20 protein-coding genes are annotated in these 21068 nt (G+C 65.5%); 11 read left to right on the forward strand and 9 right to left on the reverse strand.

Features of this window, described 5'->3' with window-relative positions; genetic code table 11:
* The first annotated feature begins 1 nt into the window (after window position 1).
* From GGR90_RS11540 to GGR90_RS11580, 9 genes are read left to right on the forward strand one after another with little or no spacing between them, the layout of a single operon-like run.
* On the forward strand, window positions 2-1201 hold the full coding sequence (locus GGR90_RS11540; protein ID WP_167921615.1) for an acetyl-CoA acetyltransferase: 1200 nt from the start codon (window positions 2-4) through the stop codon (window positions 1199-1201).
* An 11-nt stretch (window positions 1202-1212) separates the two neighbouring features.
* Complete coding sequence (locus tag GGR90_RS11545; protein WP_167921616.1) at window positions 1213-1665, forward strand: MaoC family dehydratase; 453 nt, start codon at window positions 1213-1215, stop codon at window positions 1663-1665.
* Window positions 1662-2525: an HpcH/HpaI aldolase/citrate lyase family protein gene (locus GGR90_RS11550; RefSeq protein WP_167921617.1), complete on the forward strand. Its 864-nt coding sequence runs from the start codon at window positions 1662-1664 to the stop codon at window positions 2523-2525. Before GGR90_RS11545 ends, GGR90_RS11550 begins: the two co-directional genes overlap by 4 nt.
* Before the next feature lie 16 nt (window positions 2526-2541).
* The gene (locus tag GGR90_RS11555) at window positions 2542-3720 is read left to right on the forward strand and encodes an acyl-CoA dehydrogenase family protein (RefSeq protein WP_167921618.1); all 1179 of its coding nucleotides are present in this window, start codon (window positions 2542-2544) and stop codon (window positions 3718-3720) included.
* Between the two features lie 11 nt (window positions 3721-3731).
* A complete protein-coding gene (locus GGR90_RS11560; RefSeq protein WP_167921619.1) occupies window positions 3732-4646 on the forward strand; it encodes an SDR family NAD(P)-dependent oxidoreductase in 915 nt (304 codons plus the stop codon).
* Between the two features lie 3 nt (window positions 4647-4649).
* Window positions 4650-5504, forward strand: a complete 855-nt coding sequence (locus GGR90_RS11565; RefSeq protein WP_167921620.1) for a MaoC/PaaZ C-terminal domain-containing protein — start codon at window positions 4650-4652, stop codon at window positions 5502-5504.
* On the forward strand, window positions 5501-6448 hold the full coding sequence (locus tag GGR90_RS11570; protein WP_167921621.1) for an NAD(P)H-dependent flavin oxidoreductase: 948 nt from the start codon (window positions 5501-5503) through the stop codon (window positions 6446-6448). The genes GGR90_RS11565 and GGR90_RS11570 overlap by 4 nt, the downstream gene beginning before the upstream one ends.
* The gene (locus GGR90_RS11575; RefSeq protein ID WP_167921622.1) at window positions 6445-7440 is read left to right on the forward strand and encodes an NADP-dependent oxidoreductase; all 996 of its coding nucleotides are present in this window, start codon (window positions 6445-6447) and stop codon (window positions 7438-7440) included. The genes GGR90_RS11570 and GGR90_RS11575 overlap by 4 nt, the downstream gene beginning before the upstream one ends.
* A gap of 14 nt (window positions 7441-7454) precedes the next feature.
* Window positions 7455-8165 carry an SDR family oxidoreductase gene (locus GGR90_RS11580; RefSeq protein WP_167921623.1) on the forward strand — a complete coding sequence of 237 codons (711 nt, stop codon included), beginning with the start codon at window positions 7455-7457 and terminating at the stop codon, window positions 8163-8165.
* Here the strand turns inward: GGR90_RS11580 and GGR90_RS11585 are convergent.
* From GGR90_RS11585 to GGR90_RS11625, 9 genes are all read right to left on the reverse strand, one after another.
* A complete protein-coding gene (locus tag GGR90_RS11585; protein ID WP_167921624.1) occupies window positions 8154-8936 on the reverse strand; it encodes an enoyl-CoA hydratase in 783 nt (260 codons plus the stop codon). The genes GGR90_RS11580 and GGR90_RS11585 overlap by 12 nt on opposite strands.
* Window positions 8933-10492 carry a class I adenylate-forming enzyme family protein gene (locus tag GGR90_RS11590; protein WP_167921625.1) on the reverse strand — a complete coding sequence of 520 codons (1560 nt, stop codon included), beginning with the start codon at window positions 10490-10492 and terminating at the stop codon, window positions 8933-8935. Before GGR90_RS11590 ends, GGR90_RS11585 begins: the two co-directional genes overlap by 4 nt.
* A 1-nt stretch (window position 10493) precedes the next feature.
* Window positions 10494-11282, reverse strand: coding sequence for an enoyl-CoA hydratase/isomerase family protein (locus tag GGR90_RS11595; protein WP_167921626.1), 789 nt, complete (start codon window positions 11280-11282; stop codon window positions 10494-10496).
* Window positions 11283-11462: 180 nt separating this feature from the next.
* A complete protein-coding gene (locus GGR90_RS11600) occupies window positions 11463-13754 on the reverse strand; it encodes a TonB-dependent receptor (RefSeq protein ID WP_167921627.1) in 2292 nt (763 codons plus the stop codon).
* A gap of 134 nt (window positions 13755-13888) precedes the next feature.
* On the reverse strand, window positions 13889-15781 hold the full coding sequence (locus GGR90_RS11605; protein WP_167921628.1) for an AMP-binding protein: 1893 nt from the start codon (window positions 15779-15781) through the stop codon (window positions 13889-13891).
* Window positions 15778-16443 carry a class II aldolase/adducin family protein gene (locus tag GGR90_RS11610; protein WP_167921629.1) on the reverse strand — a complete coding sequence of 222 codons (666 nt, stop codon included), beginning with the start codon at window positions 16441-16443 and terminating at the stop codon, window positions 15778-15780. The genes GGR90_RS11605 and GGR90_RS11610 overlap by 4 nt, the downstream gene beginning before the upstream one ends.
* On the reverse strand, window positions 16440-17468 hold the full coding sequence (gene dmpG / locus GGR90_RS11615) for a 4-hydroxy-2-oxovalerate aldolase (protein WP_167921630.1): 1029 nt from the start codon (window positions 17466-17468) through the stop codon (window positions 16440-16442). The genes GGR90_RS11610 and dmpG overlap by 4 nt, the downstream gene beginning before the upstream one ends.
* Complete coding sequence (locus GGR90_RS11620) at window positions 17465-18406, reverse strand: acetaldehyde dehydrogenase (acetylating) (RefSeq protein WP_167921631.1); 942 nt, start codon at window positions 18404-18406, stop codon at window positions 17465-17467. The genes dmpG and GGR90_RS11620 overlap by 4 nt, the downstream gene beginning before the upstream one ends.
* A 4-nt stretch (window positions 18407-18410) precedes the next feature.
* Window positions 18411-19187 (reverse strand): 2-keto-4-pentenoate hydratase, encoded by a 777-nt coding sequence (locus GGR90_RS11625; protein WP_167921632.1) that lies wholly within the window; start codon window positions 19185-19187, stop codon window positions 18411-18413.
* 110 nt (window positions 19188-19297) lie between these two features.
* Between GGR90_RS11625 and GGR90_RS11630 the strand changes: the two genes are divergently transcribed.
* Window positions 19298-20560 carry an aromatic ring-hydroxylating oxygenase subunit alpha gene (locus GGR90_RS11630; protein WP_167921633.1) on the forward strand — a complete coding sequence of 421 codons (1263 nt, stop codon included), beginning with the start codon at window positions 19298-19300 and terminating at the stop codon, window positions 20558-20560.
* Window positions 20557-21063, forward strand: coding sequence for an aromatic-ring-hydroxylating dioxygenase subunit beta (locus GGR90_RS11635; protein WP_209023730.1), 507 nt, complete (start codon window positions 20557-20559; stop codon window positions 21061-21063). Before GGR90_RS11630 ends, GGR90_RS11635 begins: the two co-directional genes overlap by 4 nt.
* Window positions 21064-21068: the final 5 nt, after the last annotated feature.

Raw genomic sequence — 21068 nt, forward strand, 5'->3', positions numbered from 1 at the left:
GATGGCGACGGGTATCAAGGACAAGGTCGCGATCATCGGCATGGGCTGTTCGGTGTTCGGCGAGCGCTGGGACCGCGGCGCCGACGATCTGATGATCGAGGCATTCGAGGAAGCGATTGGCGACGCCGGCATCGAGCGCAGCCAGATCGAGGCCGCGTGGATGGGCAATGCGCTCGACGACATCAATGTCGGCAACAGTGCGCTCCCGCTCGCCCACGCGCTCCGTCTCGAGACGATCCCGGTAAGCCGCGTCGAGAATATGTGCGCGACCGGCACCGAGGCGCTGCGCGCCGCGGTCTATGCCGTCGCCTCGGGCGCGATCGATTTCGGACTCGCCCTCGGCGTCGAGAAATTGAAGGACACGGGCTATGGCGGCCTTCCCTTGCGAACCAAGGGCCTCGCGAACGACCTCTGGATGCCCTATGGTTCGGCGCCCGGCACCTTCGCGCAGCTTGCGGGCGCCTATAGCGCCGCGCACAGCCTCGATGGCGGCGATCTCAAGCAGGCGATGGCGCATGTGAGCTGGAAGAGCCACCAGAATGGCGCGCTCCACGGCAAGGCGCATCTGCGCAAGACAGTCGGGATGGACACGATCCTCAAAGCCCCGATGATCGCCGACCCGCTCGGACTCTTCGATTGCTGCGGCGTGTCGGACGGCGCGGCCTGCGCGATCGTGACCACGCCCGAGATCGCAAAGAGCCTCGGCATCACGAACCCCGTCGTCGTAAAGGCCATCCAGTTGTCGGCCAGCAACGGCTGGGAGATGGGCTATGGCGAGTGGGACGGCGCCTCGGTGCGCAACACCCAGGTCGCCGCCAGGCGCGCTTATGCCGAGGCCGGGATCAAGGACCCGCGCGCCGAGATTTCGATGACCGAGGTCCATGACTGTTTCTCGGTGACCGAGCTCGTCACGATGGAGGATCTCGGTCTCTCCGATCCGGGCCGCGCGGTGTTCGACATTCTCGACGGCAAATATGACCGCGGCGGCGCGATCCCCTGCCAGACCGACGGCGGGCTCAAATGCTTCGGCCATCCGGTCGGCGCCTCGGGGCTCCGAATGGCCTATGAGGTTTATAACCAGCTCAAGGAGCGCGCTGGCGACCGGCAGCTGTCGCGGGCCGATTTCGGACTTACGCACAATCTTGGCGGCGCTCCGTTCAACAGCGTCGCGGCGGTCTCGATCCTCGGCCGCCTCGACTAGGGAGAGATATTATGGCGGGACTTTATTTCGAGCAGTTCAGCGTCGGCCAGGTGTTCGATCACGAGATCCGGCGCACGGTGACCGACATGGACAATATCCTGTTCAGCTCGCTCACCTATAATCCGGCAGCGATCCATATCGACCATGCCTATGCCGCGACGACCGAGTTCGGCAAGCCGCTGATGAACTCAATCTTCACGCTCGGCCTTGTCATCGGGGTGACGGTCCAGGACACGACGCTCGGCACGACGATCGCCAATCTCGGGATGAGCGAGACGACCTTCCCCAAGCCCGTCTTCGCCGGCGACACGATCCGCGCCCGCACAACGGTTGTCGAGCTGCGCGACAGCAAATCGCGACCGACGCAGGGCATCGTCACCTTCGAGCATCTGGGGCTCAACCAGAAGGACGAGATCGTCTGCCGCACGCTGCGCGGCGCACTGATGATGCGGAGCCCCGCATGAGGCTGCGCTCGCTCCTCTTCGTGCCGGGCGACAGCGAGAAGAAGTTCGCCAAGGCAAGCGGCATCGGTGCGGACGTCCTCATCCTCGACCTCGAGGACAGCGTCGCACCGAGCATGAAGGAAGCGGCCCGCGCGCAGGTCGCGGCGCTGCTCGACGATCGCAGCCAGCGCGACTGGTCCTTCTTCGTGCGCGTCAATCCCTTCGACACCGGCATTACCTTCGACGATCTCGCCGCGGTGGTGAAGCCCGGGCTCGACGGCCTGCTGATCCCGAAGGCCAATGGAGCTGCCGACATCGCGCGCATCGGCGAAGAGCTCGACCGGCTCGAAGCAAAGGCCGGAATGGAGCAAGGCAGCGTCAAGATCGCGGTGGTCGCGACCGAGACCCCGCTCGCGATGTTCAATCTTGGCAGTTACACGCCGCCGCATCCGCGGCTTGTCGCGCTGACCTGGGGCGCCGAGGATCTTGCCGCCGCGATCGGAGCGACGGGCAACAAGGAAGAGGATGGGCACTGGACCGATCCCTATCGGCTCGCCCGTTCGCTCTGCCTTTATGCGTCCGCATCGGCCGGCGTCGCGCCCGTCGACACGCTCTACGCCGATTTCCGCAACCCCGAAGGCCTCGAGGCCGATTGCCGCCGCGCGCGGCGCGACGGCTTCACCGGCCGCATCGCGATCCATCCCGACCAGGTCGCGATCATCAACCGCTGCTTCAGCCCCTCGGACGAAGAAATCGCCGAGGCGCAGAAGATCGTCGATGCCTTCGCCGCGAATCCCGACGCCGGCACGCTCGGGATCGACGGGAAGATGGTCGACATTCCCCATTTGAAGGCCGCGCGCCGCACGCTTGCCAGCGCCTGACCACGGAGAGACGCACATGACTGCCACCCGCCCGCTCCCGACCGAAGAGGATCTCACCGCGATCCGCGAAGGCGTCCGCGCCGTCTGTGCGCCCTTCAACGATGAATATTGGCTCGACCGCGACAATACAGGCGAGTTTCCGAAGGATTTCCACCGCGCCATGGCCGACGGCGGCTGGCTCGGCATCACCATGCCCGAGGAGTTCGGCGGCTCGGGCCTCGGCGTCACCGAGGCGATGACGATGATGAACGAGGTGGCGGCCTCGGGCGGCGGTTTCGCCGCCGCGTCGACGATCCACATCAATCTCTTCGGCCCGCACCCGATCGTCGTGAAGGGTACGCCCGAGCAGAAGGCGCGCTGGGTGCCGCGGCTCGTCGTCGGCGAGGACCAGTGCTGCTTCGGCTTCACCGAGCCCGACGCCGGGCTCAACACGACGCGCATCAAGACCTTCGCCGAGAAAGTGCCAGGCGGCTATGTCGTCCATGGCCAGAAGGTGTGGACCTCGACCGCGCAGGTCGCGAACAAGATCATGCTGCTCACGCGCACGACCAAGTTCGAGGATTGCGCGCGGCCGACCGACGGCATCACCATCTTCTACACCGACCTCGACCGGAGCAAGATCGACGTCCATCTCATCCCCAAGATGGGCCGCAAGGCCGTGGATTCGAACGCGATCTTCATCGACGGGCTGTTCATTCCCGAGGAGGACCGGATCGGCGAGGAGGGCAAGGGCTTCTCCTATATCCTCCACAGTCTCAATCCCGAGCGCGTGCTCATCGGCGCCGAGGCGATCGGCATCGGGCGCGACGCGCTGCGGCGCGCGACCCAATATGCCAAGGAACGGATCGTGTTCGACCGGCCGATCGGCCAGAACCAGGGCATCCAGCACCCGCTCGCCGAGAAATGGATGTATCTGGAAAGCGCCTGGCTGATGGTCGAAAAGGCGGCGCGCCTTTACGACAGCGGCCTCCCCTGCGGCGCCGAGGCGAACAGCGCGAAGTTTCTGGCCGCGCGCGCGTGCCACGACGCGGCCTGGCAGGCGGTCGCGACGCATGGCGGCTTCGGTTACGCCAAGGAATATCATGTCGAGCGGCTCTACCGCGAAAGCGCGCTGACCCGCCTCGCCCCGATCACCGAGCAGCTGATCATGAGCTTCATCGCCGAGAAGGTGCTCGATCTCCCCAAAAGCTATTGAGGACACAAGTCATGGGAATGATGGACGGAAAAGCCGTGCTGGTCACCGGTGCGGGACGCGGCGTCGGCCGCGGTATCGCGCTCGAGATGGCGAAAGCCGGCGCCGCGGTGGTGGTCAACGACCTCGGCGTGTCGCTGACGGGCGAAGGCGGCGGCGAGGGCTCGCCCGCCGAGCAGGTAGCCGCCGAGATCGTCGCGATGGGCGGCAAGGCCGTCGCCAACCATGACAGCGTCGCCGACTGGGACGGGGCCTGCGCGATGGTGAAGGCCGCGGTCGACGGGTTCGGCCGCATCGACGCGGTCGTGAACAACGCCGGGAACCTGCGCGACGTCTATTTCCACAAAATGGGTCCCGACGATTTCGACGCGGTGCTCGCCGTCCACCTCAAGGGCAGCTTCAACACCAGCCGCGCCGCCGCCCCCTTCTTCAAGGAGCAGGCGTCGGGCGCCTATGTCCATATGACCTCGACGAGCGGGCTCATCGGCAATTTCGGGCAGGCCAATTATGCCGCCGCCAAGCTCGGCATCGTCGGCCTCTCGAAATCGATCGCGCTCGACATGCAGCGCTTCGGGGTGCGCTCGAACGCGATCGCGCCCTTCGCCTGGACGCGGATGATCGACTCGATCCCGACCGACACGCCCGAGCAGCAGAAGCGTGTCGACGGGCTCAAGAAGCTCGAGGCCGACAAGATCGCCCCCTTCGTCGTCGCGCTCACCGCCGATGCCGGCGCCAAGGTGACCGGACAGATTTTCGCGGTGCGCAACAACGAGATCTTCCTCTTCTCGCAGCCGCGCCCGATCCGCACCGCGCATACCGCCGATGGCTGGACCCCCGAAACGGTCGCCGAGCGCGTGTTCGACCAGTTCGCGAACGACTTCTACCCGCTCCACCGCTCGGCCGACGTCTTCACCTGGGAACCGGTCTGAGCCATGACGTTTCGGCCGGACCGCATTCTCGCCCATGATTTCGGCGAAGCGCGGCAAAGCTACACCGCGCGCGACGCCATCCTCTACGCGCTCGGCGTCGGGCTCGGCGGCGACCCGCTCGACGAGGGCGACCTCGCCTTTCTCGACGAGACGCGGCTGTCGGTCCTGCCCACCTTCGCGGTCACCCTCTGCTCGCCCGGCATGTGGATCCGCGACGCGGCTTTCGGCGTTGATTTCCGCCGCCTCGTCCACAGCGCGCAGTCGGCCGAATTTCACGCGCTGCTGCCCGCGTCGGCAGAGGTCGTCGGTACCGCTCGCGTCGTCGGGCTCGCCGACCGCGGCGAGGGCCGCGGAGCGGTGCTCGAGCTCGAGCGCCAGATCGCCGATGCGGCGGATGGCGGCCTTTATTGCACGCTCCGCCAGACGCTGCTGCTGCGCGGCAACGGCGGCTTCGGCGGTTCGCCGCCGCCACCCACGACATCTGTCATTCCAGATACCGCACCGGACGCGGAGGCCAGCGCCCGTCTCTCGCCCCGCGCCGCACTCATCTACCGCCTCTCGGGCGACTGGAACCCGCTCCATATCGACCCGGCCTTCGCGAAATCCGCGGGCTTCGAGCGCCCGATCATGCACGGTCTCGGCAGCTACGCCGTCGCCGGCGCCGCCGTCTCCCGCGCACTGGACCGCAATCCCGCCGACATGAGCGCCCTCTCCTGCCGCTTTTCGGGGATCGTCCTGCCCGGCGACACGCTCACGTTCAGCATCTGGCTCGACGCCGACGGCGCCGCCTTCCGCGCGCATGTGGAGGGCCGGCTCGTCCTCGACGAGGGACGGATCGCCTGGAGGAGCGGCGAATGACAGACCCCATACTGGCCGCCCGCCTCAAGGCCGGTCTCCGCCTCCCGGTCATGGCGGGACCGATGTTCATCGCCTCGACGGCCGATCTCGTCATCGCGCAGTGCAATGCGGGGATTATCGGTGCCATGCCCGCGCTCAATCCGCGGAGCACCGAAGCGCTCGACAAGGACCTGGCGCGCATCGCGTCAAGCGTCGGTAGGCAGCCCTGGTGCGTCAATCTCGTCGCCCACAAGAGCAACGAACGTCTCGCTCCCGATCTCGAAGTCGTGCTGAAGCACAAGGTGCCGATCGTCGTGCTGGCACTCGCCGCCGACCCGGGGCTCGTGCGCGAACTCCAGGCCAACGGCAGCCTCGTCTTCCAGGACGTGATCCGCAACCGCCACGCTCAGAAATGCGCCGAGATGGGGGTCGACGGGATCATTGCGGTGGCCGCCGGCGCCGGCGGACACACCGGCGACCAGTCGCCCTTCGCGCTCGTGGGCGAAATCCGCGAATGGTGGGACGGCCTGCTCCTGCTCGCGGGCTGTATCGCGAACGGCCGCGGCGTCCTTGCCGCCGAAGCGATGGGCGCCGACCTCGCCTATATCGGCTCGCCCTTCCTCGCCTCGAGCGAAGCCAACACCCAGCCTGGATTCAAAACCATGCTCGTCGAAGGCAGCGCGAAGGATGTGCTCGTCACGAGCAGCTTCACCGGCGTGAAGGCGAGTTTCCTCAAGCCTTCGCTCGTCGAAAACGGCCTCGACCCCGACAATCTCGTGCCCGCGACGAGTGGCGGGGCGATCAACATCAACAATGGCGGCGCGAACAGCAAGGCGTGGCGCGATATCTGGAGCGCGGGGCAAGGGATCGGCGCGATCAAGTCGGCCGGACCTGCGGGCGAATGGCTCGACTGGCTCGCCGACGATTATGCCGCTGCGCGCCGCAGCATGGGACTTGCCCAATGAACCGCCAATGCCTCCTCGTCTGCCGCCCCGAAGGTATCGCGCAAGCGAAGAATTTCGAGATCGTCGAGGCGCCGCACCAGAAGCTCGGCGAGGGTGAGATCCGGGTCCGCAATCACTTCCTGTCGGTGGAGCCCGCGATGCGCGGCTGGATCGCCGATAAGGGCAATTATGCCGAACCGGTGGCCATCGGCTCGGTGATGCGTGCTCTCACTGCAGGCATGGTCACCGAAACGCGTCACCCCGGCTATGCGGTTGGCGACGCGGTCACCGGCTGGTTCGGCTGGCAGGAAGAGGCTGTCGCCCCCGCGAGCGCCGTTGTGCGCAAGATCGCCGAGACCGATCTGCCGCTTTCGCTGAGCCTTGGCCTATTGGGGATCAACGGCGTCACCGCGCACCTCGCACTCACGGGCATCGGCAATCCCCAGCCCGACGAGACCTTGCTCGTCTCGACGGCGGCCGGCGCGGTCGGGTCGGCGGTCGGCCAGATCGGCAAGCTGCTCGGTTGCCGCACGGTCGGCATTGCGGGCGGTCCCGACAAGGTGAAGCTTTGTCTCGAGCGTTTCGGCTATGATGCCGCGATCGACTACAAGGCGGGGGATCTCCGCGCTGCACTCGCACGCACCTGTCCCGAGGACATCGATATCTATTTCGACAATACCGCGGGCGCGATCAGCGACGCGGTGCTGGCGCATCTGGCGCTTCGCGCCCGCGTCGTCGTTTGCGGCACGGCTGCCATCGATCGTTGGGATCCCTGGCCCGAAGGTCCGCGCGTCGAACGGCACCTGCTCGTCAAGCGCGCGCGCATGGAAGGCTTTGTGATCTTCGATCATATGGACCGCTATGAAGCGAGCGTCGCGCAGCTTGCCGAATGGGTCCGCACCGGCCAGCTCGCCTATGAAGAAGATATCCTCTCGGGTATCGAGGCGTGCCCCGATGCGCTCGCCGGGCTGTATCGCGGCGAGAACAAGGGCAAGAGGATCATCCGGCTCTGAAGGAAAGGCGCGACATGCTCGAAGGCCGTCACATCGTCATCATCGGCGGAAGCTCGGGCATCGGCTTTGCCGTCGCCGAGTCTGCATTGGCCGCAGGCGCCAAGGTCCATATAGGTTCGTCGAGCGCGGCAAAGATAGAAGATGCGCTCGCGCGTCTCGGGCTTCGGGCGAGCGGCGGGGTCGTCGACACCACCGACGAGGCGAGCCTTGCCGCCTTCTTCGCCGGGCTCGAAGACATCGACCATCTCGTGCACAGCGCCGGTGACCGCCTGCCGCGCGGGCTCGCGATCGGCCCCGACTTCGACCTATCGGCCGCGCAGGCTGCGATGGGTGCCCGCTTCTGGGGTCCGTTGCTCGCGGTGAAGCATGCGCTTCCGAAACTGTCGCCCGAGGCCTCGATCACGCTGACGGCGGGACTTTACGCCCACCGACCGAGCAAGGGGTCGACGATGTCGACCGCGATTGCCGGCGCGGTCGAACATCTGACGCGCGGGCTTGCCGTCGACCTGGCCCCCGTGCGGGTCAATGCGGTGACGCCGGGTCTGATCGCGACCGAAATGTGGGCCAAGGTCCCCGAGGATGCGCGCGGAGCGATGACGAAATCCCAGCCGCTCCCCCGCATGGGTTTTCCGGTCGAGGCGGCCGAGGCCTATCTCTATTTCATGCGCGCCGGCTTCACGACCGGCCAGGTCGCCGTGGTCGACGGCGGCCGCCTATTCGCCTGAGCCGCCCGCGCCCTGCTGCGCGCGGGCCCGCGTAAAGCCCGCCGCGACGTCCTCGGGCGCGACAGCGAGATTCGCTGCACGCGCCGCGGTATCTTCCTTGCGCAGGCCCGCCTCGAGCGTCGCCTCAAACCCGGACCGGATCAGCGCCTTCATCGCCCGGACCCCGCCAGGTTCGTGCGAGGCGATCTGCTGCGCGAGGGAAAGCGCAGCGGGCACCAGGTCGGCGGCCGGATAGACGTGGTTGGCAAGTCCCCAGGCAACAGCTTCCTCCGCGCCGAGCGGGCGCGCCGAAAGCGACAGCTCGTTGGCGCGAGACAGCCCGACCGCCCGTGCCAGTCGCTGCGACAGCCCCCATCCCGGTGTGATCCCTACACGGACATGGCTGTCGATGAAGGACGCTTCCTCGGCGACGAGCAGGATGTCGAGTGCCAGAGCGATCTCGAAGCCGCCCGTTACCGCGATACCGTTGATCGCGCCGATGATCGGTTTCGGGAAGGCCGCGATCGCATCGACCATATTCTCGGCGCCGACATTGGCCTCGACGCTGGCGCCCGACGCGGCAATCTCACCGAGGTCGAGGCCCGCCGAAAAGGCGCGCCCCGCGCCCGTCAAGACCGCCGCGCGCACCCCGTCGTCGTCCGCGAGGTCCGAAAGAGCGGCAACAAAGGCGCGGCGGAGCGCCGACGTAAGCGCGTTGAGCTTATCGGGGCGGTTGAAGGTAAGCAGCGCCACGGCACCGTGGCGTTCGACGAGCAGCGGATCGCCGCTCATGCGACGCTGCGCTGTTGCCCATCCCAATAGGGCGCCCGAAGGTCCTTCTTGGACACCTTGCCCGACGGGACGAGCGGGAAAGCCTCGACGAAATCGACGCTCTTGGGCACTTTGTATCCGGCCAGCAGCCCGCGGCAATGCTCGACCAGCAGGGCTTCGTCGGCCGCATGTCCATCGCGCACGATCACGATCGCCTTGACGCATTCCCCCCACCGCGGGTCGGGCACGCCGATGACGGCGACGCCGGCGACCGCGGGATGGGTCGAGAGGACATTTTCGATTTCGGCAGAATAGATATTTTCACCGCCAGAGACGATCATGTCCTTGGCGCGGTCGACGATATAGTAGAGCCCCTCCTCGTCGCGCCGGGCGATGTCGCCCGAGCGGTACCAGCCGTTTTCGAGAACCTGCTGGGTGAGGTCGGGTTGACGCCAGTAGCCGGTCGTGATCGAGGGCTGGCGGATCAGGAGTTCGCCGGGTTCGCCGTCCGGGACATCGGCACCGTCGCCGTCGACGATGCGGAATTCGATCAGGGGCAACGGGCGGCCGCAGCTCTTGAGCTTCTCTTCATGCTCGAGGTCATGCTCGTCGGGACGGAGGATCGAGGTCGCCCCTCCCGCTTCGGTCGAGCCGTAAAATTGCATGAACTCGCCGGGCATGGACGCGATCGCACGCTTGATGAGACCGAGGCTGATCGGCGAGCCCGCATAAAGGGTCAGCCGGATCGAAGAGAAATCGGTCTTCGCCGCGTCGGGATGGTCGAGGAGCATCTGCAGCATCGTCGGCGTCAGCGTCAGCAGCGTCGGCTTCATCCGGTCAATCGTGGCGAGCATCGCGGCGGGGTCGAACTGCCGGACGATATCGATCGCGACGCCATTGTAGAGGCATTGCAGCATGATGCCGATGTGCAGGAGATGGAAGTTGGGTAGCCCGTTGACGAAGCTGTCGCCTGCCTCCCATTTGTAGGTCGGCTCGAGATGCTCCGAGAGGCGCATCATGTTGGTGCCGCCGTGCGAGAGCATCACGCCTTTGGCGTTCCCCGTGGTACCCGAGGTGTAGAGCTGGAACGCCGTGTCTTCGAGATGCGGCCGCTTGCCGACCGGCTTCTCCGAACAGGCTGCGACGCGCTTTTCCAGCGTCTCCTGCTCATCGATCCAGATCGCCTGCGGCGGCGTGCTGAGATGGGCACAGGCTGCCTGCCAAAGCTCCGCCTGCTCGCGTTCGACGATCGCGTGGCGGACCTCGCTGTCGGCGATCTGCGCAGCAAGTTCGGCGGGCGCGAGGCGCCAGTTGAAGATGACGAGGCCGGCGCGGGTGCGCGCGCAGCCGAAGAGCGCGAAATAGAAGTCGAAGCTGTTCTTGCCCATGAAGCCGACAAGCTCGCCGGGACGCGCGATCCCGTCCGAGAGATAGTTGGCGACGCGCGCGCAGGCGCGATCGAACTCGGCGAAGTCGACGACCCGCGCCGCGGTGCGGAGAGCCGCGCGCGAAGGGTCATGCCGCGCCCAATATTCGGGATATTGGCCAAGACTGCGGATTTCCGGAAAGAGCCACATGTCACATCCCTCCGAATTCAGGTCGGCGGCGCTCGGTGAACGCCTTGATCGCGCCGGCGGCGTCGCGCGTCCCCGACGACCGGCTGAGCGCCTGGGCTTCGAGTTCGAGCTGCGTTTCGAGCGGCTGGTCGAAGACCGAGAGCATGAGGCGGCGGATTTCGCCGAACGCCTTGGTCGGACCCGCAGCCAGTTGCAGCGCGACTTCTTCGGCCCGCGCACGAAATGCGTCCTTTGGGTGAACCTCGTCGGCGAGGCCGCATGCGAGCGCCGCCTCAGCGCCGAGGCTTTCGTTGAGCAGCAGAAAGCGGCGCGCGCGCGACGCGCCCATGCGCCGCGCATACATGATCGACGATCCCGCGTCGCACGAGAAGCCGATCCCGGGATAGGCGGCGACGAACTTCGCATCCTCGGCGGCGATCAGGATGTCAGCGCCAGCAACAAATGCCGACATGCCGCCGGCGCAAACGCCATGCACCGCCGCGACGATCGGGGCGTCCATGCGCTGGAGCCGCGCGATCCCGCTATGGAGCGTGGTCGTCCAGCGTTTGATATTCGCAGGAAGTGAGTCGAGCTCGTTCACGAAGCTGGTAATGTCGCCGCCATAGCCGAAGGCATCGCCAAGCGCGGTGACGAGGACGCAGCGCACCGAGGGATCCACCGACAATAGGGTCGCTGCCTCGCAGGTTTCGGCGCAGAAGGTCTCGTCGATCGGGTTGCCCCGAACTGCATTGTTGAACTCGAGACGGGCCAGCCCGTCTTCGACTGTAAGCGTCAAGCGCTCGAACGCCATGCCACTCTCCCATGATCCTTATTTGTAAGTATGTTTACTAGATCGCACTGCCTGGTCAAGCGGGCACCAAAAATAAGTTATAGGCATACGCAAAAAAGGGGCCGGAAGATGCCGCGTTGCCGACATCCTCCGGCCCCCGAGTCCGCCGCCCGCTAGCCCTAGCGGGACGACCGGAGGAGATCAGAAGCGGTAGCCCACCTTGAGGCCGTAAATCCGCGGTTCGCCGGGGAAATCGCTCAGCGTCGAGCCGAGCGCCAGGACCGTACGGCGATAATTTTTGTTCGTGGCATTGGTCACATAGGCGGTGATCCTGAAGTCGCCGATCTCATAGGCGGCACGAAGGTCGAGCAGCCCGTAGGAAGGCTCCTTCGACAGGCTGACTGCGCCACCATAGATGGGATCGGCCTCGCCGGGCTCGTGATAGAATTTCGCGAGCATCGCATAGTCCGCGCGCAGGGTCAGGCCGCTGTCGTCGCCGATCGGAATGCGCCATTCGCCGCCGACATTGATGCTGTGCTTGGGTGCGCGAACCAGGGGACGGTCGGAAAAGTTCGTGGCGGCCGTCGGCGGGACTCCTGCCGCGTTGGTGAAGTAGGAATCATATTTGGCGTCGAGATAGCCATAGGTCACGCTGAGGTCGAAATTGTCGCTCGGACGAAGCAGCAGTTCGACGTCGGCGCCGTAGATTTTCGACGAGGCGGCATTGCTGATCAGGCTCGCTGCCGCACCGCCGCCGAGGTCGACGATGCGCGAGACCTGCAGGTCCTTATAGTCGTAGTGGAAGGCCGCGACGTTGAAGCGAAGACGGCGATCGAGCCATTCCGACTTGAAGCCGACTTCATAGGTCGTGATGTCCTCGGGCTGGAACAGGACGTTCGCCTGCGCCGCCGAGAAGGGAACATATTGGAAGCCGCCGCTCTTGAAGCCGGTCGAGAAGCTCGCATAAATGCTCGCGTCGGGGCTGAACTTGTAGGTGGCGACGACGCGCGGGTCGAAGCTCTCGTAAGTGGCGCTGTTATCGACCGCAAACGGCACCGCGACAAGCGGCACGCCCGGACGCGTATTGAGCCCCTGCTGGACCGCACGCTTCTCGTCGCGGGTATAGCGGCCGCCGAGCGTGACCTCGAACTTCTCGCCGAGATGGAGCGTAGCCTGGCCGAAGATGGCATAGCTGTCGATCTCATAGTCCGAGATCGCGGTGCTGACCTGCGGGCCTCCTGGGGTCCCCGCTGGGTTCGGCGGACTGGGCAGCGGAATCCCCGCAACCACACTGTCGTTGCCCAGCCGGAACTCGTCGCGCCGCGAGCTCCGATCGCGATAGTAGAAGGCCCCGATGATCCAGTCGAGCGCGCCGTCGAACGAGGCCGGTCCGCTCGGATCCGAGGTGATGCGGATTTCTTGCGTGAACTGCCTGGAGCGCTCGTTGCTGAGCTGGTTGATCACGTCGAGCGAGGAGCCTTCGAGGTCGCGGCCGTCGGAAATGCGAAGCTTTTTCAGCGCACTGATCGACGTGATCGTCGCGAAGCCGGCATCATATTCAACCCGGCCTATGTAGCTTTCGGTCTTGCGATCGAGATAGGGATCGAAGGACCAATAGCCCTCGTTGCCGCCGGTGTAGGCGATCGGCGTGCGTCCCGCCCGGCCGAGGAAGACGGCGAAGGGGTTGGCGGGCGTCGTGACGCCGGCAAGCGAACGCGCCGGGCCGCTACCGCGGTTGAAGCCGGCGAAGGCGGCCTTGTCGCCGTCCCGCGACAGTTCCGCGGTGAGATCGATCGTGAACTCGTCGCTGGGCGCGAACTTCAGGCGGGCGCGGCCGCCCCAATTGTCGATGCCCTGGAACTTGTTCCCGGTGGTGAGGTTCGTCTGATAGCCATCGCGCTCGGCCTTCCAGCCGGCGACGCGGAACATCAGCTTGTCGCTTGCGATCGGACCTCCGACGGCGCCGAAAAGGCTGTAGCCGTCATAGTTGCTGATGCCCGCTTCGGCCTCGCCGGTGAAGTGATCCGTCGGCCCTTTGGTAATCACGTTTATTGCACCCGCGATCGTGTTTCGGCCATACAGCGTGCCCTGCGGACCGCGCAGGACCTCGATGCGTTCGATATCGCGAAGCGAGCCGAAAGACCCCGAAGCGCGGCCGGCATAGACGTCGTCGATGAACACGCCGACCGAGCTTTCCGAGCCGGGATCGAAGGAGCGCGTACCGATGCCGCGAATATAAAGCTGCGGCCGTGCCGCGCCGAACGACCCAAAATAGAAGGACGGAACGCGCGGGGCGATATTCTCAAGGCTGAGAATTCCGAGCTTTTCTACCTGCTGGCCGCCAAATGCCGTAATCGCGACCGGGATATCCTGAACCCGTTCCTCGCGGCGCTGGGCCGTGACCAGGATCTCGCCGGAGTAGGCATCTTCCTGTGCGGCAGGCGCTTCGGGCGCCGCGGCATCCTGTGCCATGGCGGCGTGCAGCGGCGCCATCAGGGCCGCTCCGGACAAAAGGATTCTGAGTGTAGTGGCCTTCATGATCAACCCTCCCAAGTTGGCCGCAGTCTGTTGCTGTCGGCATTGATTATCGAATCTATGTAAACCAGTTTATATCTTTTGAGTCAAGGCTATCCTTCCAGCATGGAAGTTTTGGCGACCGATTGGTAAATGTGGTCGAGGGCGGCCGGATCCTCGATCGTGGCGGGCACGGCGACGGTCTCGCCATTGGCAATTGCACGGATCGTTGCACGCAGGGTTTTGCCCGAGCGCGTCTTGGGCAGCGACTTCACGACATGAACCGATTTGAATGCCGCCACGGGCCCAAGCTCGTCGCGAACCCGCGCCACGACTTCGCGCGCGACCAGCGCGTCGGTCGCCTTCACGCCGGCCTTGAGGACGATGAAGCCGAGGGGAATCATTCCCTTGATGGCGTCGTTGGCCCCGATCACCGCGCATTCGGCAACCGCGGGATGCGCGGCGACAATCTGCTCGATCGAGCCGGTCGAGAGGCGGTGGCCCGCGACATTGATGATATCGTCGATCCGGCTCATGACGTGGACGAAGCCGTCTTCGTCGATCAGTCCCGCATCGCCGGTCGTATAATAGCCCTGATGCTGGCTCAAATACGCGTCCTGGAAGTGGGCATGGCGCTGCCAGAGCGTCGGGAAGCAGCCGGGCGGCAGCGGCAGCCTGAGAACGATGTCGCCGACCTCGCCCGTCGGGAGGCAGTTGTCCTCGGCATCGAGGATTTCGAAACCATAGCCTGGAATGGGATGGCCCGCGCTTCCGTGGCGCGTGCGCGTGTCGCCGAGCCCGATACAGGTTCCAAGCGCGGGCCAGCCGAGCTCGGTTTGCCACCAATGGTCGATTACGGGCACGCCGAGCATCGCCTCGGCCCAGCCGAGCGTATCGGGGTCGGCGCGTTCGCCCGCGAGGAAGAGCGCGCGCAAGCGGCCGGTTCCCTTCTCGGCCAGCAACCGCCCTTCGGGATCGTCGCGCTTCACCGCACGGATCGCGGTCGGGGCGGTGAAGAAAACATCGACGTCATGGTCGCGGATCACACGCCAGAAGGCGCCCGCATCGGGTGTGCCAACGGGTTTGCCCTCATACATCACGCTGGTGCAGCCGTGGATGAGCGGGCCGTAGACGATATAGCTGTGGCCGACGGCCCAGCCGATGTCGGAGCCTGCCCAGAAGGTCTCGTCGCGGCCGACGCCGTAAATATTGGGAACCGACCACGCCATGGCGACCGCATGTCCGCCATTGTCGTGGACGACGCCCTTGGCGATGCCGGTCGTTCCCGAAGTATAGAGAATGTAGAGCGGATGATCGGAGGGCACCGCAACGCAGCCCGCCGGTTCGGCGCCGGCGAGGGCCTCGAACCAGTCGAGATCGCGGCCCGCGACAAGCGACGCCGCAAGCTCGGGCCGCTGGAGGACGATCGTGCGCGGTACTTTGTGCGCGGCGAGATCGATCGCCGCGTCGAGCAGCGGCTTGTAAGCGACGATCCGGCCAGGCTCGAGCCCGCACGATGCGGTGAGCACGAGGCGAGGCTGGGCGTCATCGATGCGCTTGGCGAGTTCGTTCGAGGCGAAGCCGCCGAACACCACCGAGTGAACCGCGCCGATGCGCGCGCAGGCCAGCATCGCGAATACCGCCTCGGGCACCATCGGCATATAGATGATGACGCGATCGCCGGGCGCGACGCCCTCGGCCGCGATCATTCCCGCGACGCGAGCAACCTCGCGCTGAAGGTCGGCGTAGCTGTACCGCGTGACCTTACGCGTCATCGCGCTATCGTGAATAAGCGCTATCCGGTCGCCCCGGCCCGCCGCGACGTGGCGATCGACCGCGTTATGACAGGTGTTGAGGCGCCCGTCGGGGAACCAGGTCCAGATGCCGTCGTCCTGCGCGTCCGCTGCCCGTGTCGGCGCCTGGTCCCAGTCGATCGCCTTCGCTGCTTCCATCCAGAAGGCCGCAGGATCGGCGATGCTTGCCGCATAGACCGACGCGTAGGTCAAAGCACCTCTCCTGTCAGATGGTGCCACATCCGCTCGACGACGCCGCCCGACCAGATTTGCCGCGCGTCGATCTCTTCGGGCGAAAGCCGTGCCGCCTCGACATCGAGACCCATGCTGCGGACCGACTGCTCGACCCGCGCCGCATCCTCGAGGAACCAGCCGAGGGTAACCGCCTGCGGCAGGTCTGCGCCGACGACGACCGCGCCATTGCCGCGCATGACGAGCGCGGGCGCATCCCCAAGCATATTCGCGAGCGCTGCCGCCGCCGCGTCGTCGCGCAGCAGCCGCGGATCGTTCCAGAGCGGGAGCCGTCCGAAATAGGCGCCGATGCCGTGACGCGGGACGGGAACGAGGCCAGCCACCGAGAGCGCCATCAGCGCGGGCGGCATGATCCGGCAAACACCACCCACCTCGGGGCGACGCCGGTAGATTTCGCGGTGGATGCGCACTTCGCCGAGCACACCCTCGGGCAGCGGCCCATCGATCGGCACGACGATGCCCGGCTCGTCCGTGATACGCCCCATCGGGAGCGGCGCGCAGACGAGAAAGCTGCCCACGTCGAGGCGAGCGCTACAATGACCGAAAGCATGGACGAGCCCCGCCGAAGCGAGCGCCCGGGCAGCGAGCCGGACCTGCGCGTCGAGGCCGGCCGGCACCGTCATTTGCGGGTCCGGACCATGTCGAGTGCGACATCGACGATCATGTCTTCCTGCCCGCCGACCATCTTGCGGCGACCCAGTTCGACAAGGATTGCGCGCGTATCGAGGCCGTGATCGGCAGCGGCCTTTTCAGCGTGGCGCAGGAAGCTCGAGTAAACTCCAGCGTAGCCGAGGGTCAGCGTTTCGCGATCGACGCGGACCGGCCGGTCCTGCAGCGGCCGAACCAGATCCTCGGCGGCGTCCATCAGCGCATAGAGGTCGCAGCCATGGTTCCAGCCATGGACGTCGGCGGCGGCGATGAAGACTTCGAGCGGGGCATTGCCTGCCCCTGCCCCCATGCCCGCGAGCGATGCATCGACGCGGATCGCACCGCCCTGCACCGCGACGATGCTGTTCGCGACCCCGAGGCTGAGGTTGTGGTGCGCGTGGACGCCGCGCTGCGTCTCGGGCCTGAGTACCCGGTCATAGGCCGCGAGCCGCGCGGCATATTGGTCCATCGTCATCGCACCGCCGCTGTCGGTGACATAGACGCAGTGCGCGCCGTAGCTTTCCATAAGAAGCGCCTGGCTCGCGAGCGCATCGGGCTCGGACATATGGCTCATCATCAGGAAGCCCGAGACGTCCATTCCAAGACCACGCGCCGCCTCGATATGCTGCTTCGATACATCGGCCTCGGTGCAATGCGTCGCGATGCGCACCGACCGCACGCCCAAATCATAGGCGCGCTTCAGATCGTGAACGGTGCCGATGCCGGGCAGCAGCAAGGTCGTGAGCACGCTATGCTCGAGCACCTCGGCGACCGCACCGATCCACTCCCAGTCGGTGTGCGCGCCGAACCCATAGTTGAAGCTCGAACCCTGCAAGCCGTCGCCGTGCGCGACCTCGATCGCATCGACCTTGGCGCGGTCGAGGGCGCGGGCGATCGCCTGCACATGGTCGAGGCCATATTGATGGCGGATCGCATGCATGCCGTCGCGCAGCGTGACGTCTTGAATATAGAGCTTGGTCGTGGCGGGATCGAAGGTCATGCCGCTGCTCCCGACTGCATCCGCGCCGCGATCTTCTCGGCGGTCCTGAGCGCCGCCGAGGTCATGATGTCGAGATTGCCCGCATAGGCAGGCAGGTAATGCGCCGCGCCCTCGACCTCGAGGAAGACGCTGACCTTGAGGCCGGTAAAGCTTCCGCCCATTTCGGGAATGCGCAGCGGCGCATTGCTGCCGATGCTTTCGAACTGGACCGCCTGCTTCAGCCGATATCCGGGGACATAGGTCTGCACCTCGGCGACCATATCGGCGACGCTTTGCGCAATCGCCTCGCGGTCGCCATCCTCGCAAAGGCAATAGACGGTGTCGCGCATGATCAGCGGCGGCTCGGCGGGATTGAGGACGATGATCGCCTTGCCGCGCGTCGCGCCGCCGACATCGACGATCGCCTGGCTCGTCGTCTCGGTAAATTCGTCGATATTGGCGCGGGTGCCAGGACCCGCGCTCTTCGAGGCGATCGAGGCGACGATCTCGCCATAATGGACTTTCGCGACGCGGTTCACCGCCGCGACGATCGGGATCGTCGCCTGCCCGCCGCAGGTCACCATATTGACGTTCGCGGCATCAAGGTTGGCGTCGCCGTTGACCGGCGGAATCGTATAGGGACCGATCGCCGCGGGGGTCAGGTCGACGACACGCTTGCCGTGACCGATCAGCACCTCACTATGGTGCTTGTGCGCACCTGCCGAGGTCGCATCGAAGACGATGGCGATGTCGGAAAAGCCCGGCATCGCGACCAAGCCGTCGAGCCCGTCCGCGGTGACCGGCACGCCCATGCGCTCCGCGCGCTTCAGCCCGTCGCTCTCGGGGTCGATGCCAACGAAGGCGCCCATCTCCAAAACGCCTGACAGGCGCATGATCTTGATCATCAGGTCGGTGCCGATATTGCCCGATCCGATGATTGCGACCTTGGACTTCGCCATCACATCAGGCCCGGTACGTGAAGCTGCAGCGGCCGATCCCGGCAATCCGCGCTTCGACATGGTCACCGGAAGTGAGCGCCACCATCGGCCCGAGCGCGCCGGCGAGCAATATGTCGCCCGCTTTCAGCGGCTCGCCTCTCCCGGCCAATGTCTGCGCTAGCCACGCAGCGGCGTTTAGCGGGTTGCCGAGCGCCGCGGCGCCCACCCCGGTCGAGGCGGTCGTGCCGCCGACGTCCATTTCCATCGCCGCGCCTTCGAGATCGAGTCCGGCGAGCGGCAATCCCTGTTCAGCCAGTACGAAGAAAGCCGAGGAGCCATTGTCCGCCACCGTGTCGGCAAAGCTGATCTTCCAGTCGGCGATGCGGCTGTCGACGATCTCGATCGCAGCATGCACACTCCCGACTGCCGCCGCGACCTGCTCCACGGTCGTTGCCGGGTCCGGCAGGTCGGCGCCCAGCACGAAGGCGATCTCGGCTTCGGCTTTCGGCTGCAGCGTCTTCGCGGGATCGAGCGTGCCGCCGTCGGCGATGCGCATATCGTCGAACAGCACCCCGAAATCGGGCTGGTCTACGCCAAGCTGGGTCTGAACCGCCTTCGCGGTCAGTCCCGCCTTGCGGCCGACGATGCGGCGCCCCTGCGCTTCCCAATAGCGCGTGTTAATCGTCTGCACCGCATAGGCGCCATCGGCATCACCAGGTTCGAGCGCATCGCGCAGCGGAGGAACGGCGCCGCCTGCATAGGCTTCGCGTAGCCGCGCGGCGGTGTCGTGATGGCTCGGCATCGTCCCTCTTCCCGTCTGCGGCGTTTGTTCACCGATTGACTAATTGCGACTCATGTTACATACCAAGTGCACGGTTTGTAAAGAGCCCAAGAGCTCGAAAGGGAAGAGGAATGGAGCAAAGCCTGCGGCCGGTCGTCGACGAAACACGCGGAATCTACCGTGTTCCGCGCCGTGCCTTTGTCGATCCGGGGGTGTTCGAGCGCGAATGCCGCGCCATTTTCGATAAATGCTGGCTCTATCTCGGCCATGCGTCCGAGCTTCCGAACCCGGGCGACTATGTGACGCGCAAGGTCGCCGGCCGCCCGATGCTCTTCACCCGCGACAAGGATGATCAGTATCACGCGCTGATCAACGTCTGCCCGCATCGCGGCGCGGTCGTCTGCCGCGAGCGCAAGGGCTCGTCGCCCGCCTTTCAGTGCATGTATCATGGCTGGGTGTTCGCCAACACCGGGCGGCTGATGGTCGTGCCCGGGCATGCCGGCTATCCCGCCGACTATAAGGACGACCCGGGCAAGCAGCTTAGCCACGCGCCCCGCTTCGACCGCTTCGGCGACTTCTTCTTCGTGAGCTTTGCCGCCGACGGCGAAGATCTCGCGACCTATCTCGCAGGCGCCGGCGACTATCTGAAACTCGTGTCCGAGCAATCGTCGAAGGGCATGACGATCGTCGGCGGGACGCAGGAATATTCGATCCGCGGCAACTGGAAGCTGCTCGCCGAGAACAGCGTCGACGGCTATCATGCCGCGAGCACGCACTCGACTTATCTCGAATATCTCAAGAACGCGAACGGCTCGACGCACGATACGCGCCTCGCCGGGTTCGGGCACGATCTCGGAAACGGCCATGCGGTTATCGAATATTTCGCGCCATGGGGCCGGCCGATCGCGAACTGGATCCCGCTCTGGGGCGAGGAAGGCAAGCGCGAGATTGAGGCGATCCAGCAGGATCTGACTGCACGCCTCGGACAGGAGCGCGCCGAGCGGATCGCAAAGCAGAGCCGCAACATGATCATCTTCCCCAATCTCGTCATCAACGACGTGATGGCGATCACGGTGCGCACCTTCTGGCCGACCGCGCCCGACTATATGGAGGTTAATGCCTGGGCCCTCGCTCCCGCCGAGGAATCGGAGTGGCTGCGCAAATTCCGCCTCTTCAACTTCACCGAATTTCTGGGACCCGGCGGTTTCGCGACCCCCGACGACGTCGAGGCGATCGAGAAATGCCAGACCGGCTACCAGGCGGCACGCGAGGCACAATATAATGATATCTCGCGCGGCATGCTGCGCGAGGGCGGGTCGGCCTATGACGACGAGCTTCAGATGCGCTGTTTCTGGAACGAGTGGGATCGCCGCATCCAGGAGCATGGCGCATGACCCGCGAGGCCGAGATCGACGCGATGCTGCTCCAGCACCGCGTGCAGAGCTTCCTCTTCCACGAGGCCGACCTGCTCGACCGCTGGCAGCTCAATGAATGGGAAGCGCTGTTCGCGGACGAGGCGAGTTATCTCGTGCCCCCGACCGACGTCGATGGCGACTTCGCCGACCCGAGCAAGTCGCTCTTCTACATCTTCGACGACCGGACCCGCATTCATGAGCGCGTCGTGCGTCTCGAGAAGAAAGGCGCTCACAGCGAGTTCCCGCGATCGAAGACCCGCCACCTCGTCAGCAATGTCCGGGCCTCGGCGGACGGTGACACGATCGAAGCGACCGCCTCCTTCGCGGTCTGGCGGTCGAAGGATGGGAACACCGATATCTTCGTCGGTCATTATGCGTACAAGCTCGTCGAGATCGACGGCGCACTGCGCATCGCCGAGAAGAAATGCGTGCTCGATATGGACGCGCTCCGGCCGCATGCCCGCATCAGCATCTTGCTCTAGGATGA

It is taken from the genome of Sphingopyxis italica, assembly GCF_011926545.1.
GTDB lineage: Bacteria > Pseudomonadota > Alphaproteobacteria > Sphingomonadales > Sphingomonadaceae > Sphingopyxis > Sphingopyxis italica.

Bases quoted from the DNA above. Each gene is read 5' to 3' on its own strand.
- GGR90_RS11620 (WP_167921631.1), bottom strand. From the start codon at position 18,406: ATGGCGAAGTCCAAGGTCGCAATCATCGGATCGGGCAATATCGGCACC.
- GGR90_RS11630 (WP_167921633.1), top strand. From the start codon at position 19,298: ATGGAGCAAAGCCTGCGGCCGGTCGTCGACGAAACACGCGGAATCTAC.
- GGR90_RS11635 (WP_209023730.1), top strand. From the start codon at position 20,557: ATGACCCGCGAGGCCGAGATCGACGCGATGCTGCTCCAGCACCGCGTG.
- GGR90_RS11550 (WP_167921617.1), top strand. From the start codon at position 1,662: ATGAGGCTGCGCTCGCTCCTCTTCGTGCCGGGCGACAGCGAGAAGAAG.
- GGR90_RS11540 (WP_167921615.1), top strand. From the start codon at position 2: ATGGCGACGGGTATCAAGGACAAGGTCGCGATCATCGGCATGGGCTGT.
- GGR90_RS11565 (WP_167921620.1), top strand. From the start codon at position 4,650: ATGACGTTTCGGCCGGACCGCATTCTCGCCCATGATTTCGGCGAAGCG.
- GGR90_RS11570 (WP_167921621.1), top strand. From the start codon at position 5,501: ATGACAGACCCCATACTGGCCGCCCGCCTCAAGGCCGGTCTCCGCCTC.
- dmpG (WP_167921630.1), bottom strand. From the start codon at position 17,468: ATGACCTTCGATCCCGCCACGACCAAGCTCTATATTCAAGACGTCACG.
- GGR90_RS11560 (WP_167921619.1), top strand. From the start codon at position 3,732: ATGGGAATGATGGACGGAAAAGCCGTGCTGGTCACCGGTGCGGGACGC.
- GGR90_RS11545 (WP_167921616.1), top strand. From the start codon at position 1,213: ATGGCGGGACTTTATTTCGAGCAGTTCAGCGTCGGCCAGGTGTTCGAT.
- GGR90_RS11610 (WP_167921629.1), bottom strand. From the start codon at position 16,443: ATGACGGTGCCGGCCGGCCTCGACGCGCAGGTCCGGCTCGCTGCCCGG.
- GGR90_RS11590 (WP_167921625.1), bottom strand. From the start codon at position 10,492: ATGTGGCTCTTTCCGGAAATCCGCAGTCTTGGCCAATATCCCGAATAT.
- GGR90_RS11625 (WP_167921632.1), bottom strand. From the start codon at position 19,187: ATGCCGAGCCATCACGACACCGCCGCGCGGCTACGCGAAGCCTATGCA.
- GGR90_RS11600 (WP_167921627.1), bottom strand. From the start codon at position 13,754: ATGGCGCCGCTGCACGCCGCCATGGCACAGGATGCCGCGGCGCCCGAA.
- GGR90_RS11595 (WP_167921626.1), bottom strand. From the start codon at position 11,282: ATGGCGTTCGAGCGCTTGACGCTTACAGTCGAAGACGGGCTGGCCCGT.
- GGR90_RS11580 (WP_167921623.1), top strand. From the start codon at position 7,455: ATGCTCGAAGGCCGTCACATCGTCATCATCGGCGGAAGCTCGGGCATC.
- GGR90_RS11575 (WP_167921622.1), top strand. From the start codon at position 6,445: ATGAACCGCCAATGCCTCCTCGTCTGCCGCCCCGAAGGTATCGCGCAA.
- GGR90_RS11585 (WP_167921624.1), bottom strand. From the start codon at position 8,936: ATGAGCGGCGATCCGCTGCTCGTCGAACGCCACGGTGCCGTGGCGCTG.
- GGR90_RS11555 (WP_167921618.1), top strand. From the start codon at position 2,542: ATGACTGCCACCCGCCCGCTCCCGACCGAAGAGGATCTCACCGCGATC.